15 protein-coding genes are annotated in these 15,479 nt (G+C 54.9%); 7 read left to right on the forward strand and 8 right to left on the reverse strand.

The features are described 5' to 3' along the window. Nucleotides 1–5 precede the first annotated feature (5 nt). A complete protein-coding gene (bamE, locus tag FFI61_RS08320) occupies nucleotides 6–314 on the reverse strand; it encodes an outer membrane protein assembly factor BamE (RefSeq protein ID WP_200202428.1) in 309 nt (102 codons plus the stop codon). Nucleotides 315–415: 101 nt separating this feature from the next. Beyond that, complete coding sequence (locus FFI61_RS08325) at nucleotides 416–1,528, reverse strand: NADH:flavin oxidoreductase (RefSeq protein WP_200369899.1); 1,113 nt, start codon at nucleotides 1,526–1,528, stop codon at nucleotides 416–418. A 150-nt stretch (nucleotides 1,529–1,678) separates the two neighbouring features. On the opposite strand from FFI61_RS08325, the gene FFI61_RS08330 reads away from it, so the two are divergent. Together FFI61_RS08330 and FFI61_RS08335 are read left to right on the forward strand one after the other, a co-directional pair. Continuing rightward, nucleotides 1,679–2,149 (forward strand): winged helix-turn-helix transcriptional regulator, encoded by a 471-nt coding sequence (locus FFI61_RS08330; protein WP_200369900.1) that lies wholly within the window; start codon nucleotides 1,679–1,681, stop codon nucleotides 2,147–2,149. A gap of 159 nt (nucleotides 2,150–2,308) precedes the next feature. After that, nucleotides 2,309–2,953, forward strand: coding sequence for an OmpW/AlkL family protein (locus FFI61_RS08335; RefSeq protein WP_200369901.1), 645 nt, complete (start codon nucleotides 2,309–2,311; stop codon nucleotides 2,951–2,953). Between the two features lie 73 nt (nucleotides 2,954–3,026). Here the strand turns inward: FFI61_RS08335 and FFI61_RS08340 are convergent, their stop codons facing one another. From FFI61_RS08340 to FFI61_RS08355, 4 genes are all read right to left on the reverse strand, one after another. Next, nucleotides 3,027–4,334, reverse strand: a complete 1,308-nt coding sequence (locus tag FFI61_RS08340; protein WP_200369902.1) for a DEAD/DEAH box helicase — start codon at nucleotides 4,332–4,334, stop codon at nucleotides 3,027–3,029. 274 nt (nucleotides 4,335–4,608) lie between these two features. Next, entirely contained in the window at nucleotides 4,609–6,135 is a 1,527-nt protein-coding gene (locus tag FFI61_RS08345) for a flavin-containing monooxygenase (protein ID WP_200369903.1), read from the reverse strand. 97 nt (nucleotides 6,136–6,232) lie between these two features. After that, nucleotides 6,233–6,955, reverse strand: coding sequence for an SGNH/GDSL hydrolase family protein (locus FFI61_RS08350; protein WP_200369904.1), 723 nt, complete (start codon nucleotides 6,953–6,955; stop codon nucleotides 6,233–6,235). 16 nt (nucleotides 6,956–6,971) lie between these two features. Next, entirely contained in the window at nucleotides 6,972–7,262 is a 291-nt protein-coding gene (locus tag FFI61_RS08355; protein ID WP_144777435.1) for an encapsulin-associated ferritin-like protein, read from the reverse strand. 158 nt (nucleotides 7,263–7,420) lie between these two features. Here FFI61_RS08355 and FFI61_RS08360 point away from each other — a divergent pair, with 158 nt between their 5' ends. Further along, a complete protein-coding gene (locus FFI61_RS08360; protein WP_200369905.1) occupies nucleotides 7,421–8,479 on the forward strand; it encodes a histone deacetylase family protein in 1,059 nt (352 codons plus the stop codon). Between the two features lie 29 nt (nucleotides 8,480–8,508). Then, on the forward strand, nucleotides 8,509–9,666 hold the full coding sequence (locus tag FFI61_RS08365) for an iron-containing alcohol dehydrogenase (protein ID WP_200369906.1): 1,158 nt from the start codon (nucleotides 8,509–8,511) through the stop codon (nucleotides 9,664–9,666). A 72-nt stretch (nucleotides 9,667–9,738) separates the two neighbouring features. On the opposite strand, the gene rlmE is transcribed toward FFI61_RS08365, so the two are convergent. After that, the gene (gene rlmE, locus FFI61_RS08370; RefSeq protein WP_200369907.1) at nucleotides 9,739–10,359 is read right to left on the reverse strand and encodes a 23S rRNA (uridine(2552)-2'-O)-methyltransferase RlmE; all 621 of its coding nucleotides are present in this window, start codon (nucleotides 10,357–10,359) and stop codon (nucleotides 9,739–9,741) included. A 170-nt stretch (nucleotides 10,360–10,529) separates the two neighbouring features. Between rlmE and FFI61_RS08375 the strand changes: the two genes are divergently transcribed. From FFI61_RS08375 to FFI61_RS08385, 3 genes are all read left to right on the forward strand, one after another. Continuing rightward, nucleotides 10,530–12,179, forward strand: coding sequence for an NAD(P)/FAD-dependent oxidoreductase (locus FFI61_RS08375; protein ID WP_200369908.1), 1,650 nt, complete (start codon nucleotides 10,530–10,532; stop codon nucleotides 12,177–12,179). Next, entirely contained in the window at nucleotides 12,176–12,910 is a 735-nt protein-coding gene (locus FFI61_RS08380; RefSeq protein WP_200369909.1) for a TrmH family RNA methyltransferase, read from the forward strand. Before FFI61_RS08375 ends, FFI61_RS08380 begins: the two co-directional genes overlap by 4 nt. A 136-nt stretch (nucleotides 12,911–13,046) precedes the next feature. Beyond that, nucleotides 13,047–13,715 (forward strand): transglutaminase-like domain-containing protein, encoded by a 669-nt coding sequence (locus FFI61_RS08385; RefSeq protein ID WP_200202441.1) that lies wholly within the window; start codon nucleotides 13,047–13,049, stop codon nucleotides 13,713–13,715. Between the two features lie 93 nt (nucleotides 13,716–13,808). Here the strand turns inward: FFI61_RS08385 and ahpF are convergent, their stop codons facing one another. Further along, the gene (gene ahpF / locus FFI61_RS08390) at nucleotides 13,809–15,374 is read right to left on the reverse strand and encodes an alkyl hydroperoxide reductase subunit F (protein ID WP_200202442.1); all 1,566 of its coding nucleotides are present in this window, start codon (nucleotides 15,372–15,374) and stop codon (nucleotides 13,809–13,811) included. Nucleotides 15,375–15,479 lie beyond the last annotated feature (105 nt).

The raw sequence follows: 15,479 nt of genomic DNA on the forward strand, positions 1-15,479 counted from the left end.
CCCGCTTACTCGGTGGTGTTAAAAACGTAAGAAGCTACGGTTCCGTCGGGATTGAACCGAACTACCAGATCCGTAGTTTCTGCATCGCCGAAGGCAGACCAGCGGTACTTGCCGTAAGTCCAGGTGCGCTTGCCGTCTTCAACGCCTGTGCGCCAAGGCTCCCCAAACATTTCCTGAATCTCGGCCCGGGTGGTTTCACCCTGGGTAATCTGGTCAATATTGTGTGTGGAAAAATCCTTACCCACCGTCGCACAACCTGCAAACGCCAGCAGGCTCGCAAGCATCAGCACTGACAGACTGTTCTTAAAAGACATTACCGTTCCTCCCGTGAAATTCCACCCATAAAAAAACACCCCCATCATACGCTCAGACAATGGGGGTGTGCTGTTACAGACAGGAAATATTCAGTCCAGTCTCAGTATAGTTTGGTGAGGGATTTGCGGGCGAAATCGTCCACTTCGCCAAGCCGTCCTTCCTGCACTTTGGTCAGCCATTCCGGGTCCTGTAGAAGTGCGCGGCCCACGGCAATCAGTTCAAATTCGTGGTTGTTCATGCGCTCTACCAGCTCGTCGATACCCGACTGCTCTACCGACTCTTGCTTGCTGGCCATTGTGCCACTGATGAAATCTTCGGTCAGGCCAACGCTGCCAACCGACATGGTGGGCTTGCCAGACAGCTTCTGCGTCCAGCCTGCCAGGTTAAGGTTGGAACCTTCAAACTCCGGCTCCCAGAAACGGCGGGTTGATGCGTGGAAAATATCCACACCGGCTTCAACCAGCGGCTTCAGGAACTGTTCCAACTCTTCCGGGCTGTTAACCAGTTTTGCTTCGTAATCCTGCTGCTTCCACTGCGAGAAGCGCAGCATGATGGGGAACTCCGGGCCTACTCGGTGGCGAACCGCTTCTACTATTTCTACAACGAAGCGCAGGCGATTTTCCATGCTGCCGCCGTATTCATCATCCCGCTGGTTGGTGCCTTCCCACAGGAACTGGTCCAGCAGATAGCCGTGAGCGCCGTGAATCTCTACGCCGTCAAACCCGAGTGCTTTGGCATCCTGTGCGGCATCTGCGAATGCCTTGACCACATCCGCAATATCCTCTTTGCTCATCGCCTTACCGTTTGGCTTTCCTGGCGCAAACAACCCTGATGGGCTGTAGCCGGGAACGGAAGGATCTGGCTCTGTGCCTTCTTTACGCACCGCACCCACGTGCCAAAGCTGCGGAAAAATGGCTCCGCCAGCTTCGTGTACAGCATCTACCACGTTTTTCCAGCCAGCCAAGGCTTCTTCACCATGAAACTGGGGCACATTGGGGTAGCCATTGGCACCGGCATGATTCACCGTTGTGCCTTCCGTGATGATAAGGCCAACGCCTGCTTCGGCCCGGCGCTGGTAATAAGCCACTACGTTCTCCCCCGGCACGCCTTTGGGCGAGAAATTGCGGGTCATTGGCGCCATGGCGACCCGATTGCGCAGCGTGAGGTTGTGAATATCAAAGGGTTGAAACATAGGGCCCAGGTTGGTGGTCATCAGTGGCTACTCCGTAGAAGTTCAATGTTGGCGATGACTATTGATTAGCGAGGCACGGCCGCTTGGTAGCTACCTCACTAATTTGGTCTCTTAACGCAACTTTATTTAATCTGGTTTTAAGATGCAACCTTATTATGTACACTTCTTCCCATGGCCAGAAAACGTTTTGATGACTCCAACTGCTCCGTCGCCCGTGCCCTGAACCAGGTGGGTGACTGGTGGTCCCTGCTTATCGTACTGCACGCTATGTACGGTACCCGCCGTTTTGTGGACTTTCAGCAAGAGCTGGGCATTGCCAAAAATATCTTGTGCGACCGCCTGGCCCGATTAGTAGATAACGGCGTACTGAAAAAAGTAGATGTGGGCGAGCACGGCTCCCGTTTTGAGTACCGGCTTACCGAGAAAGGCCGGGATCTGTTCCCTGTTGTTATTGCTCTGCGCCAATGGGGAGACCAGTGGAACCCGGCACCCGACGAGACACCGCTGGATCTTAGGGATAAAGCCACAGGGCAGCCAATACAAACCGTTCAGGTGCAAAACGCCGAAGGTAATCCAGTCACTGTGCGTGATGTGTTTGTTTCCGGTGACGCCGCGCCTGGCAGCAAAAAAGACTCTGCCTGACAATCCGCAAAACTACACTCCTGAACCTTTTCTTGAGTTGCGTCAATCCGACGCTGTAACGCGGCTCAACTGCCAGCAATTATTGCGCTATATCAAGTTCTCTATCTCCATGATCTTTAATCTGATCGCAACAACGATTCAGGTTCTCAGGAGATATATATGTCCCGTACGTTCAAACTTAGTGTTATGGCAGCTGCAGTTATGGCCGTTGCGCCCGCTGCTCAGGCTTTTGAAGCTGGTGATTTCATTCTGCGTGCCGGTGTTGTGCATGTGGCACCAGATGATTCCAGCGACGAAGTTCTACTCGTAGGCGGTGGTGCAACAGGATCTGAAGTTGCCGTGGATTCCAACTCACAGCTGGGTATCCGTGCAACCTACATGTTTACTGGCAACCTGGGTGTTGGCGTTCTGGCCGCCACCCCCTTCAAGCACAATATAAGCGGTAAAGGTGGAGCGCTCGACGGAGTAGACATCGGCGAAACCAAGCACTTGCCACCAACGGTGACCCTGCAGTACTTCCCCATGCAGAGCTCTTCGGCACTTCAGCCATTTGTTGGCGTAGGCATCAACTACACCACGTTCTTTGAAGAAAAGTCCGATCTGGGCGAACTCACACTGGATGACAGTGTAGGTTTAGCAGTGGAGTTCGGCGTGGACTATATGCTGAATGAGCACTTCGGTCTTAACGCCGCTGTTTGGTGGGCAGATATTGATACCGAAGCGGAAATCAAAGGTGTTACTGAAAAGCTGAATGTAGAAATCGACCCAATGGTCTACATGGTAGGCTTCACCTACAAGTTCTGATCCCCGAAAACAACAATGCGGAGCCTAAGTAAGCTCCGCATTGTTTATTCAGTTACCTGAGGCCTATCAGGCTTCACGCACTCTGGCTTGAACGCCCACGCTGACCACCGCCACTCTGGCTGCGACCACCGCTACGACCACCTGGCTTATCGCCAAAGCTGCGGGGCTTACTGCCCGGCCGTCCGTTACCACCACTGCGATTACGAGCCTTGCTGGGATCTGCCTTGGCTTTGGGCTTCATAGCCACATTGTTCTTTGGCTCAAAACCTTCTATTTCCTTGCGCGGCAACTGCTTCTTGATCAACTTTTCGATGCCAACCAGCATCTTGAGCTCATCAGCGCTTACCAACGACAACGCATGACCACTTTCACCGGCGCGACCGGTACGGCCAATACGGTGAACATAGTCTTCTGGCACGTTGGGCAACTCAAAGTTAACCACTTGGGGCAACTGTTTGATGTCCAGGCCACGGGCAGCAATATCCGTCGCTACCAGCACGCGCACTTCTCCGGCTTTAAAATCGGCCAGTGCACGGGTACGAGCACCCTGAGACTTGTTGCCATGAATCGCGGCTGCGGTAATACCGTCCTTTTCCAACTTCTGGGTCAAGCGGTTTGCACCGTGCTTGGTGCGGGTAAACACCAGCACCTGCTCCCAACTGTTATCTCGCACCAGCTTGCTCAGCAGCGCGGTTTTCTGGCTCTGATCAACGGTGTACACCGACTGTTTTACTGACTCAGCGGTGGTGTTTCTGACCGCCACATCAATCTGAACCGGGTTATTCAGCAAGCCTTGAGCCAGCGCACGAATCTCACCGGAGAATGTGGCAGAAAACAGCAGGTTCTGACGCTTGGCTGGCAACAGCGCAAGAATCTTTTTGATGTCGCGAATAAAGCCCATGTCCAGCATACGGTCGGCTTCGTCCAGCACCAGGATTTCCACTTCGTTGAATTTCACAGCGTTCTGCTGATACAAATCCATCAAGCGGCCAGGTGTGGCAACCAGTACATCCAGGCCTTTACGCAGCTTCATCATCTGCGGGTTGATTTTTACACCACCGAAAACCACGGCAGCTTTGGTAGGAACATATTTGCTGTAAAGGTTTACGCTATCGTGAACCTGTGCGGCCAGTTCCCGTGTGGGGGCCAAAATAAGTACACGGGGACCTTTACCCGTGCGCGGCTTCTCAGCCAGGCGCTGCAGCAATGGCAGTGTGAAACCGGCAGTTTTCCCGGTGCCCGTTTGAGCTGCAGCCATAACATCCTTGCCTGAAAGTACGGCAGGAATGGCCTGAAGCTGAATGGGTGAAGGGGTATCGTAACCTTGATCGGCGGTTGCACGGACAAGCTGCTCGGACAAACCGAGTGAAGAAAAACTCATATAAGATTAACTCTTGATTGTTCTGCCTCCACGAACACCGTTTTGGGCGAATGCGGGCAGATGCCATGAAGATTCATGGAATAAAAGACGACTACAGTCACGCGCCGGTAATCGGGGTGACGTCCTCTGACAGGTCGTATGGAGGTTCGCAACGCGGCTTAAAGCCGGAAACTGCAGAATCCTTAGAGGCAGGATGCGTGCACAGTAACAGAGGCAACAAGAATTAGCCATAAGGAATTGGAACCGGTGAACGGGGTATTACTGTCGATTTTAATCAGGCCCCGAACAGCGCAGAGCGCAAAGGCTGCAGAAAGCCACGGAGATTGTGCTCACTGGCATGGGTTTTCTTGCCGTCGAACTCCATGTAGCCATCCTCAATGGGGTCAAAGCGCAGTACTTTCACATCTGCCAGGTAATCCTGTGAAGATTTCCAGGGACCATGAGTGCCCTGCCGCGGAAGGCGATCCGCGGCGCGATTGACGTAACCGGAATCCAGGGCACCCATTACGGTATCCTCGCCCAGACTGTTTTCGTGATCTCTGGCGACCGCCACCCGCATCCCCCGTTGGTCCATGTGGTTGATCAGGCGGCACAGATATTCACTGGCAATATCGGCCTTCAGGGTCCAGGAGATATTGGTGTAACCAAAGATCATGCCCGCATTGGGTACGCCTTCAACCAACACATTCTTGTAAACAATCTTGTTTTTCAACACCACTTCCCGGCCATCTACTTTCGGCTTGATGCCTCCGAGCATCTGAATCTCCAGGCCGGTGGCGGGAACGATGATGTCTGCATCCAGATGCTCACCGGATTTAAGGCGAATACCGGTTTCTGTGAAGCGCTCAATATGATCGGTTGCCATGGATGCCTTGCCCGTCTTCAAGGCGCGGAAAAGGTCACCGTCTTTCACCACACACAGGCGCTGATCCCAGGGATTGTAGCCCGGGGTAAAGTGACGCATGTCGGTTTGATCACCCACCTGGTGCTTGATAATGCCCAGAAACAGGCGGCGCATGAGCTTGGGGTTCTTGCGGGAACGCTGGTACAGAAACCGGGACACCGTAATATTGCGCGCCCGGGTCAGCCGGTATGCGGCCTTGGCAGGTAACACCTTCTGAATGCCCAGGGTTACCTTATCCGTCGACGGCAGGGGCATCAGGTACGTGGGCGAGCGCTGCAGCATGGTTACATGCCCGGCTTTCTCCGCCAGCGTGGGCACCAGTGTGACCGCCGTGGCACCACTGCCGATCACCACAACCTTCTTGCCGGTGTAATCAAGGCCTTCTGGCCAGTGCTGCGGATGGACAACCTGGCCTTTAAAATCCGCTTCGCCGGGGAAATCAGGCTTATAGCCCTGATCGTAGTTGTAGTAGCCAGTACAACCAATCAGAAAACTGGCCGTATAGGTTTCGCTTTTACCGGTAGCCTCATTCACCGCCGTCAGCTTCCAGCATTTTTCTGCACTGGACCAATCCGCGGCTTTTACGGCAAGACCATAGCGAATATGCTGCTCAACGTTGTGTTCTTTTGCGGTTTCGCTGACATAGTTCTTGATGGACGCGCCGTCTGCCAGCACTTTTCCGCCAGTCCAGGGGCGGAAATTATAGCCAAAGGTAAACATGTCAGAATCGGAACGAATGCCCGGGTAGCGAAACAGATCCCAGGTACCACCGAGTGACTGACGCCGCTCCAGAATAGCGAACGACTTGCCCGGACACTCACGCTGGAGATGGCAGGCCATACCGATCCCCGACACCCCGGCACCGATGATCAACACATCAAAATGCTGCTCGCTCATATCCGACCTCTCAAAGTCATTGTCGTTCTTCTGGTATCCATGAGAGTTACGATAGCGCAGCCGGGTATGCGGGGTGGTTAGCTAGCGGGGTCTAAAACTACTGATTTTGGGCCAGTTTGCGAATACTGGCCGCGGAATGCTCAGCCCAAACCCTGTAAGCATCCACGCCGGGATGAAAGCCATCCGAGGCCATGTAGCCATGTTCCAGGGGAAAGGACACACACAGATATTCAAGGCGCCCTTTCTCGAAAGAGCCGGTATCGCACAGGCCTTTCATCAATGTGTTCAACTGTTTGGCCCGCAGGCCCAAGTACCAACGCAAAGGCTGAGGCAAGGCGGGAAAGAGATGCATAGGCGGGATGGCGGTGAACAGTACGAGTGTTGCCCCCGTGCTATTGATCAACCGGTCCGACAACTCCTTCAAGGCTGACACCCACTGCCCGTTGCGGGTGCGGCCCGTCACATCGTTTACGCCAACAGACACGAGGACAACATCGTAATGGGCTTTGGGTGCGGCTTTGAGTGCCTCGATAACACCGGCTGCCGTGCGACCGGTTTCTGCCAATAAATTCCAGCTCACGCAGTGATCCCTGGCGAGTTCCCTGACCAACTGGCCCGCCAGTGCATCCTGTTGATGGCTCACACCTACGCCGGCGGCAGCAGAGTCGCCAAGAATCAGCAGCCGGAGTTGCGGCCCTTCGCCGAGAGTGCCGCAACGCTCGCCCTCGGGCTCCGGCAAGCGCGGGGTAACCTTGCGCACATAGCTTCCCTGCCCGATAAGAACCGGAGCCAGTGCAAGCGTAGATAAGGGGTACAACATAAGTGCTTACACTCGGTCAGTCATGGTGGCCAATCGGGCCTTCCGTAAACAGAAACTCTCGCAGATGTTTGTCCATCACTGGGTCTTTTCTGCGAATCCACTCAAGCACCATGGCTGCATGTTCCTTTTCTTCATCGCGATTGTGCTCAAGAATCGCTTTAAGCTCAGGGTCCTTGCAGGCATCCACTCGCTGGTTGTACCAGTCTACCGCTTCAAATTCCTCCATCAGGGAGCTGACGGCACGATGCATCTCGCGAGTTTCATCGGTCAGTTCGCCGACCGGTTCATGATAGCTGTCATTCGCCATATAGAGAGCCTCTTTATCGGATAGTGAGTAAGGTGTTTTTTCATGTTGCCACGCTTTGACAATAGACCAAAATACGCAATCCAAATACTTGGGGCTAGTTTGAGCCACCGCAAAGCCTGTGGCACAGTCAGCTGACACATCAACCCGGATAGTGCGCCATGAAAACTGTTTTCTCACCTCTGCACAGCCTCCGCTCCGTTAAAACCGAACTGGACGGGGGCATTCTGATTGAACCCCATGAGAAGCCATCACGGGCAGAGACCATACTGGCCAGAGTGAAATCACAAACCCTGGGTGAGGTGATTGAGCCTGAAGAGTTTGGCCTTGCACCCGTAAAGCGCGTGCACACGCCAGATTACGTGGCTTTTCTTGAGCACTGCTGGGCCGACTGGGTGGCTGAAGGCAAACCGGGAGAAGCCATTCCCGCTGTGTGGTGTGGCCGTGGTATGCGCCCCCGCATGCCCAAAGACATAGACGGTCGCCTTGGCTACTTCAGCTTTGCCGCCGAGACCTCCATTTCTGCTGGCACCTGGGAAGCGGCCTGCGCCTCTGCCAATGTCGCATTAACAGCCCAGAAGCTGGTCGCAAACGGCGAACGTGCCGCCTTTGCCCTGTGTCGCCCTCCCGGCCACCATGCCCACGCCGATTTATTCGGGGGTTACTGCTTCTTCAATAACGCCGCCATTGCGGCACAGGCATTTCGCGATCAGGGCTACGAGCGTGTTGCCATTCTCGATGTGGACTTTCATCACGGCAACGGCACCCAAGCCATTTTTTATGACCGCAGCGATGTACTGACCATCAGCCTGCATGGCGATCCAGACCTGGTGTTCCCACACTTTCTGGGCTTTGAGGATGAAACCGGAGAGGCTGAAGGAGAAGGCTATAACCTCAACATTATTTATCCTCCTGGAACGCCCTACAGCGAGTGGAGCAAGGGGCTGGAAACCGCCTGCAAGCGCATTGCAGATTTCCAGCCAGACGCTCTGATTATTGCGTTGGGTGTGGATACCTTCGAGGAAGATCCGATTTCGTTCTTTAAATTGAAATCAAAAGACTACTTTTCTCTGGGCCAACGTATAGAACAACTAAGGCTACCTACAGTTTTCACTATGGAAGGCGGTTACGATGTGGATGCCATTGGCGTAAATGTGGTGAATGTGATGCAGGGTTTCGAAGGAAGGGCCACCAAACACCAGACGACCGATCTACTTTAAACTTCAAGATTCAACATTAAGGATTCCATGTGAATAACTTCAACTTTTACAACCCAACCCGTATCGCCTTTGGCGAAGGTAAAATTGCGGAGCTCGACAAACTGGTACCCAAAGACGCCAAGGTACTCGTTCTGTTTGGTGGCGAAAGTGCACGCCGCACAGGTACGCTGGATGAAGTTACCAAGGCACTCGGCGACCGGACGGTGACCGAGTTTGGCGGCATTGAGCCAAACCCGAGCTTCGAAACCTTGATGAACGCGGTTATACAGGTACGCGAACAGAACATAGATTTTCTGCTCGCCGTAGGCGGCGGGTCGGTCATCGATGGCACCAAATTTGTCGCGGCAGCCGCCGTTTTCGAAGGTGACGAGTGGGATATCCTGCTCAAAGGTGGCCGCAATATTAAGCGTGCCCTGCCCTTTGGTTCGGTGCTGACTCTTCCTGCCACTGGCTCTGAAATGAATAAGGGCGGCGTTGTAACTCGCCGGTCTTTGAAGGCAAAACTACCGTTCCAAAGTGACCTTGTGTTCCCGCAGTTCTCAATCCTTGACCCCACGAAAACCTACACCCTGCCGCTGCGTCAGGTGGGCAATGGCGTTGTCGATGCCTTCGTTCATGTGATCGAGCAATACCTGACCTACCCAGCCCAAGCGCCAGTACAGGATCGTTTTGCCGAAGGCCTGCTGCTGACGCTCACCGAGATTGGCGCGCAAGCTCTGGCTGAGCCAGATAATTATCAGGTCAGAGCCAGCCTGATGTGGACCGCAACACTGGCCCTGAATGGTCTGATTGGCAGTGGCGTACCCCAGGATTGGGCCACACACATGCTGGGCCATGAGCTGACTGCGCTGCACAACCTTGATCACGCCCAGACTCTGGCCATTGTATTGCCGTCGATGCTGCGTGAGCGCAAGGCATCCAAACTCGACAAGCTGGTTCAATACGGCGAGCGGGTTTGGGGTATTCGTGAGGGGAGCGCTGAAGAGAAAGCCGAAGCCGCGATTGCCAAAACCCAGGACTTCTTTGAATCACTGGGCGTTAAAACCCGCCTTGGCGACTACGACCTTGGCGAAGAGCACATTGAGCCACTGATCAAGAGCCTGGAAAGCCACGGCATGACAGCGCTTGGTGAGCATGGTGATGTCACGCCGGATATGTGCCGCCGGGTGCTTCACGCAAGCCTGTAAGCTAAAACTGTTGCCTTTTGCGGGGCCCTGAAACCTCAGGTGCCCCTTTTTTTGCTGGCAAGGTCAGCAGGCTCAGCCCTTGAAGCCCTTGCCCACAACGTACACTTCCCGGGAACGGGCGCGGGAAGAGTCCGGCTTGCGCACCACCACCTTGTCAAAGACCTCTCTGGCCGCTTTCAGGTACTCGTCGTAACCTTCGCCCTGGAACACCTTGGCTATAAAGCTGCCCTTGGGCTTCAACACCTGGCTGGCCATATCCAGTGCCAGTTCCACCAGGTACATGGAGGAGGCCTGATCAGTCACAGTAACGCCGCTGATGTTTGGAGCCATATCGGAAATCACCACATCCACCCGGCTGTCGCCGAGCGCTTCCATAATGGCCTCAAAGACCGAGTCTTCGGTGAAATCGCCCTGAACAAACTCCACCCCGGCAATAGCATCCATGGGCAGTATGTCGGAAGCCAGCACCCTGCCCTTATGGCCCACCAGATTGACCGCCACTTGCGACCAGCCACCCGGCGCAGAACCCAGATCCATCACCACCATGTTAGGGTGAATCAGCTTGTCCTTCTTGTTGATTTCAAGAAGCTTGTAGCTTGCCCGTGAGCGATAGCCGTCTACCTGCGCCTGCTTCACGAAGGGATCGTTTACGTGCTCATCAAGCCAGCGGCCACTGCTTTTGGAACGTGCCATAAGAACTCATCAAAAAAGGAAGTCGACCGCCCATTCTACGTGGCTGGCCCGCTTGCGGCAAAACCCTGACATCCGGGCCCGGCGCACGTACAATTACCGCAACACGTTCCGATCCCTTTATACCCGGCACCTGATCCGCTAACGGCGGCCAGTTCCGGGCAGGACAGACTATGATCCGCCTTACCGAACTGGCACTGCCACTGGACCACCCCGAAAGTGCCTTGCGGGCCGCCATCCTGGAACGACTGGGCATCGGCGACGCCGATTTGGTGGACTTCACCGTATTCAAGCGCAGCTACGACGCCCGCAAGAAGAATACCGAGATCAAGTTTGTTTACATTATTGATCTGAGCGCGCGTAACGAAGACGCCATTCTGGCCCGTTTCGAAAAAGACCAACACGTGCGACCAGCACCAGACACCGCCTATTACCCGGTCGCCCAAGCGCCCTCTGACTTGACCGAGCGCCCAATCGTGATTGGCTTGGGTCCATGCGGCCTGTTTGCCGCCCTGATTCTGGCGCAGATGGGCTTCCGGCCCATTGTGTTAGAGCGCGGGCCAGACGTTCGCCGCCGCACCAAGGACACCTGGGCCCTTTGGCGGAATAAAACCCTGTCTCCGGAATCCAACGTGCAGTTTGGCGAGGGCGGCGCAGGGTTGTTCTCGGATGGCAAGCTCTACAGCCAGATCAAAGATCCCAAGTTCTACGGCCGCAAGGTAATGCATGAGTTTATCCGGGCCGGTGCACCGGAAGAAATACTCTATGTGAGCAAGCCCCATATCGGCACCTTCCGGCTGACCGGCGTAGTGGCCAAAATGCGTGAGGAAATCATCCGCCTTGGCGGCGAAATCCGCTTTGAAAGCAAAGTCACCGACCTGCTCATACAGAATGGCCGCGTTGAAGGTGTGGAACTGGCCAGCGGTGAACGGCTGAACAGTCGATACGTGATTATGGCCCTTGGTCACAGCGCGCGAGACACCTTCCGCATGCTCCAGCAGAACGATGTGTTTCTTGAAGCCAAACCCTTTGCCATTGGCTTTCGAATCGAGCATCCACAATCGCTTATTGATAATGCCCGCCTGGGCAAATACGCCGGTCATCCGGCCCTGGGCGCAGCAGACTACAAACTGGTGTACCACGCCAGCAACGGGCGCGCCGTCTACAGCTTCTGCATGTGCCCCGGGGGCACGGTGGTGGCAGCTACCTCGGAACCAGGCCGGGTCGTCACTAATGGCATGAGCCAGTATTCCCGAAACGAGCGTAACGCCAATGCCGGTATAGTAGTGGCCGTGCACCCGGAAGAAGACTTCCCCGGCGGCCCGCTGGCCGGTGTGGAGTTTCAGGAAGCGCTGGAATCCCGGGCCTACACACTCGGCGGCAGTGATTACTGTGCCCCCGCCCAGCTGGTGGGAGATTTCATCAAACGCACACCGTCCACCGAGCTGGGCGAGGTTGAGCCTTCCTACAAGCCCGGCATCAAACTGGGTGATCTGGCGCCTTCCCTGCCCCCCTATGCCATCGAAGCCATCCGCGAGGCTCTGCCAAATTTTGGCAGGCAGATCCGGGGCTTTGACCGAAAAGATGCCGTTCTCACTGGCATAGAAACCCGCACCTCCTCACCAGTACGCATCACCCGGGATCGCACCAGCCTGCAGAGCCTGAACACCCGTGGCCTGTACCCTGCTGGCGAAGGCGCAGGCTATGCCGGCGGCATTCTTTCAGCCGGTGTAGACGGTATCAAGGTTGCCGAAGCACTGGCGCTGGCTATGCTGGAAGACCTGGATTCCACTAGCGGAGCCATTTCGGGAACCCCATCGTGAAGCTGGACGACATCAAAAAGCTGCACCAGAAAAAGTACCGTCAGGCGCTGGGTCATTATCTGGTTGAAGGCGAACATCTGGTGCTGGAACTGCAAAAGGCTGCCACCAGTCAGCCCGCGCTGAGGGCATCAGAGCTGTATGTGACCGACGCGTATGAGCATTGGCCTGGCCCGTTTAAAACCCATCTCATTAACGACCGCCAGATGGCACAGCTTGCCGACACCCGCACGCCCCAGGGGATTTTGGCGGTCGTGCCCATGCCGGCTAACGAAGATAAGCCCGTTACCGAGGCCAGCGAGCAAGCCATTTACCTGCACGAAGTTCAGGACCCAGGCAACCTCGGCACTATTTTACGCACCCTGGCCTGGTTTGGCGGGTTTCGCTGCCTGCTCAGCCCCGGCAGTGTCGACCCCTACAACCCGAAAGTGGTGCGCGCCAGCATGGGTGCGATCTTCCACACAGCTCTGGAAACCGAGGTACCGCTGGCAAGCCTGTCCAGCCGCTATAGCTCTATCGCCTGCCTCGACCTGAACGGTGACGGGCTCACGGCAGAGTCATTCCGCCAGCACGGCTGCTACCTGTTCGGCAACGAAGCCCGGGGGGTACCGCAGGAAGCCCTGGCACAGATGGCCGCAAAACCCTACACCATTGCGGGCAATGGCGAGATCGAATCCCTTAACCTGGCCTCTGCGGTCAACATGTGTGTCTATGAACTCAGGCGAGGCCAATAAGCCAAGAAAGGAGTGAATCATCGAAGGCTAGCGAATGATCCATTTGGGCACTCAGGGTGATGGATATCGTTATTGCGTGTAGCAAGCTAATCAGAGATGATCGGAGACCTGTTACCCAACTGGATAGACAACAACAATGGAACGCTACCTCCAGCCCACAGAGTATTTCGATTACAACCAGCCCGAACTGAAGGCCTGGATTGCCACCCAATTGGAAGGCGTACCTGACGACAAGGTAGAGCAAGCGAAAGCCCTGTATCTCGCCGTTCGGGACAGCGTAAGCTACAACCCTTACGTTTTTCGCCCGGAGCCCGAAACCTTCAGTGCCAGCCATGCTTTGAAAACAGCTGAAAGCTACTGCATTCCCAAAGCAGTATTGCTCGGCGCCGCTACGCGATCCGTTGGTATACCAAGCCGCCTGGGCCTTGCCGATGTGCGTAATCACCTATCAAGCCCAAAACTCATTGAATGGCTGCGCTCGGATATTTTTCGCATGCACGGATTTATCGAGCTGTACCTCAACGGCAAATGGATAAAAGCCACCCCGGCTTTCGATAAACGCCTGTGCGAGCTGATGAAGGTTGAGCCTCTGGAATTTGATGGTGTTAACGACTCGATTTTCCAGGAATACACCGAAGCCGGCGAAGCCCACATGGAATACGTGAACGATCATGGCGTTTTCGACGATGTTCCCCACGAATTCATTCTGTCTGGAATAAAAGCCGCTTACGGACACCTGTTTCCGGATGGTAAAGCGCCAGATGCCATCGAAGGCAGCCTGGTGCAGGATATTTCAGGGAACTGAAATGCAAAACGGCACTCGCCTATCAAAGCGAATGCCGTTTACAGAGCTTGTCAGACTATAGCCGGGGCATAGACCCCGGCTATAGCTTCCCTCTTATTCCACAGAGTTGCGGATCAGGAAATCAAAAGCACTCAGTGCTGCTTTTGAGCCTTCGCCCATGGATATCACAATCTGCTTGTAGGGCACTGTGGTGGCATCACCTGCCGCAAACACACCCGGAATCGAGGTTTCATTGCGGTCGTTAATGATGATCTCGCCGTGCTGGCTCAGCTCAATGTCGCCTTTCAGCCACTCAGTGTTTGGCACCAAGCCAATCTGAACGAACACACCTTCAAGTGCTACATGGTGATTTTCACCTGTCTTGCGGTCTGTGTAGTTCAAGCCGCTTACCCTGCCATTCTCACCAACCACTTCAGTAGTCTGGCCAGAGGTAATGATGTCCACGTTCTTCAGGCTGCGCAGCTTCTTCTGCAACACTTCGTCTGCGCGCATTTCATCGCCAAACTCGATCAGTGTTACATGGCCAACCAGGCCAGCCAGGTCGATAGCGGCTTCCACGCCTGAGTTACCACCACCAATCACTGCAACGTGCTTGCCCTTGAACAGGGGACCATCACAGTGCGGGCAGTAGGCCACACCCTTGTTGCGGTATTCGTCTTCACCGGGAACACCCAGCTGACGCCAGCGCGCACCGGTAGACAGCACAACGGTGCGAGCCTTGAGCGATGCACCATTGGCCAGACGAACCTCATGGGGTTCACCACGCTTGGCTGCCGGAATCAGCTTCTCCGCCACCTGCATGTTCATGATATCCACATCGTACTCTTTAACGTGCTGCTCCATAGCCGCAACCAGCTTCGGGCCTTCGGTGTAAGGCACAGAAATCAGGTTTTCGATGCTCATGGTGTCTGCCACCTGGCCACCAAAGCGCTCCGCCGCGATGCCAGTGGAGATACCCTTACGAGCGGCGTAAATAGCAGCGGCTGAACCAGCGGGGCCACCACCAATCACCAGTACTTCAAAGGTGTCTTTCTCGTTGATCTTCTCAGCTTCACGCTCGTCCGATTTGGTATCCAGCTTTGCGACAATCTCTTCCAGGGTCATACGCCCCTGGCCCCATGGCTCACCGTTCAGGTAAACGCTGGGTACCGACATAACCTCACGCTTTTCCACTTCGTCCTGAAACAGGGCGCCGTCAATAGACGTGTGGCGAATATTCGGGTTGAGAACGCTCATCAGATTCAGAGCCTGAACCACATCAGGACAGTTCTGGCACGACAGCGAGAAGTAGGTTTCAAACTCAAACTCGCCATCCAGCTGCTGAACCTGCTCAATCACATCCTGAGAAGCCTTGGATGGGTGGCCACCAACCTGTAACAAAGCCAGAACCAGCGAGGTAAACTCATGGCCCATGGGAATGCCCGCAAACCGGACACCCATTTCGGTGCCCACGCGATTGATGGCAAAGGACGGACGACGTACGTCATTCGACTCGTCCGTGCGCAGGCTGATCTTCTCGGACATAGTCTCTATTTCTTCCAGGAGTTCCCGTAACTCCTGTGATTTGGCACCATCATCGTATGCTGCTACCAGCTCAATCGGCTGCTGCAGTTTTTCCAGGTAGGCTTGCAGTTGCTGCTTGATATTTGCATCCAACATATAGGAATTCTCCTTTTGAAATCTTTCAACTGATACTTCGGATTTAGAGTTCGAAGTAAGCTTTGTTTGGGGTATGACATAACGATACGGCCTGGCAACAAAATG

The sequence above is a fragment of the Marinobacter sp. DY40_1A1 genome (assembly GCF_016597815.1).
GTDB classification, from domain to species: domain Bacteria; phylum Pseudomonadota; class Gammaproteobacteria; order Pseudomonadales; family Oleiphilaceae; genus Marinobacter; species Marinobacter xiaoshiensis.

Excerpts from the sequence above, each read along its gene's own strand:
- bamE (WP_200202428.1), bottom strand. The coding sequence starts at position 314 with ATGTCTTTTAAGAACAGTCTGTCAGTGCTGATGCTTGCGAGCCTGCTG.
- FFI61_RS08325 (WP_200369899.1), bottom strand. The coding sequence starts at position 1,528 with ATGACCACCAACCTGGGCCCTATGTTTCAACCCTTTGATATTCACAAC.
- FFI61_RS08330 (WP_200369900.1), top strand. The coding sequence starts at position 1,679 with ATGGCCAGAAAACGTTTTGATGACTCCAACTGCTCCGTCGCCCGTGCC.
- FFI61_RS08335 (WP_200369901.1), top strand. The coding sequence starts at position 2,309 with ATGTCCCGTACGTTCAAACTTAGTGTTATGGCAGCTGCAGTTATGGCC.
- FFI61_RS08340 (WP_200369902.1), bottom strand. The coding sequence starts at position 4,334 with ATGAGTTTTTCTTCACTCGGTTTGTCCGAGCAGCTTGTCCGTGCAACC.
- FFI61_RS08345 (WP_200369903.1), bottom strand. The coding sequence starts at position 6,135 with ATGAGCGAGCAGCATTTTGATGTGTTGATCATCGGTGCCGGGGTGTCG.
- FFI61_RS08350 (WP_200369904.1), bottom strand. The coding sequence starts at position 6,955 with ATGTTGTACCCCTTATCTACGCTTGCACTGGCTCCGGTTCTTATCGGG.
- FFI61_RS08355 (WP_144777435.1), bottom strand. The coding sequence starts at position 7,262 with ATGGCGAATGACAGCTATCATGAACCGGTCGGCGAACTGACCGATGAA.
- FFI61_RS08360 (WP_200369905.1), top strand. The coding sequence starts at position 7,421 with ATGAAAACTGTTTTCTCACCTCTGCACAGCCTCCGCTCCGTTAAAACC.
- rlmE (WP_200369907.1), bottom strand. The coding sequence starts at position 10,359 with ATGGCACGTTCCAAAAGCAGTGGCCGCTGGCTTGATGAGCACGTAAAC.
- FFI61_RS08375 (WP_200369908.1), top strand. The coding sequence starts at position 10,530 with ATGATCCGCCTTACCGAACTGGCACTGCCACTGGACCACCCCGAAAGT.
- FFI61_RS08385 (WP_200202441.1), top strand. The coding sequence starts at position 13,047 with ATGGAACGCTACCTCCAGCCCACAGAGTATTTCGATTACAACCAGCCC.
- ahpF (WP_200202442.1), bottom strand. The coding sequence starts at position 15,374 with ATGTTGGATGCAAATATCAAGCAGCAACTGCAAGCCTACCTGGAAAAA.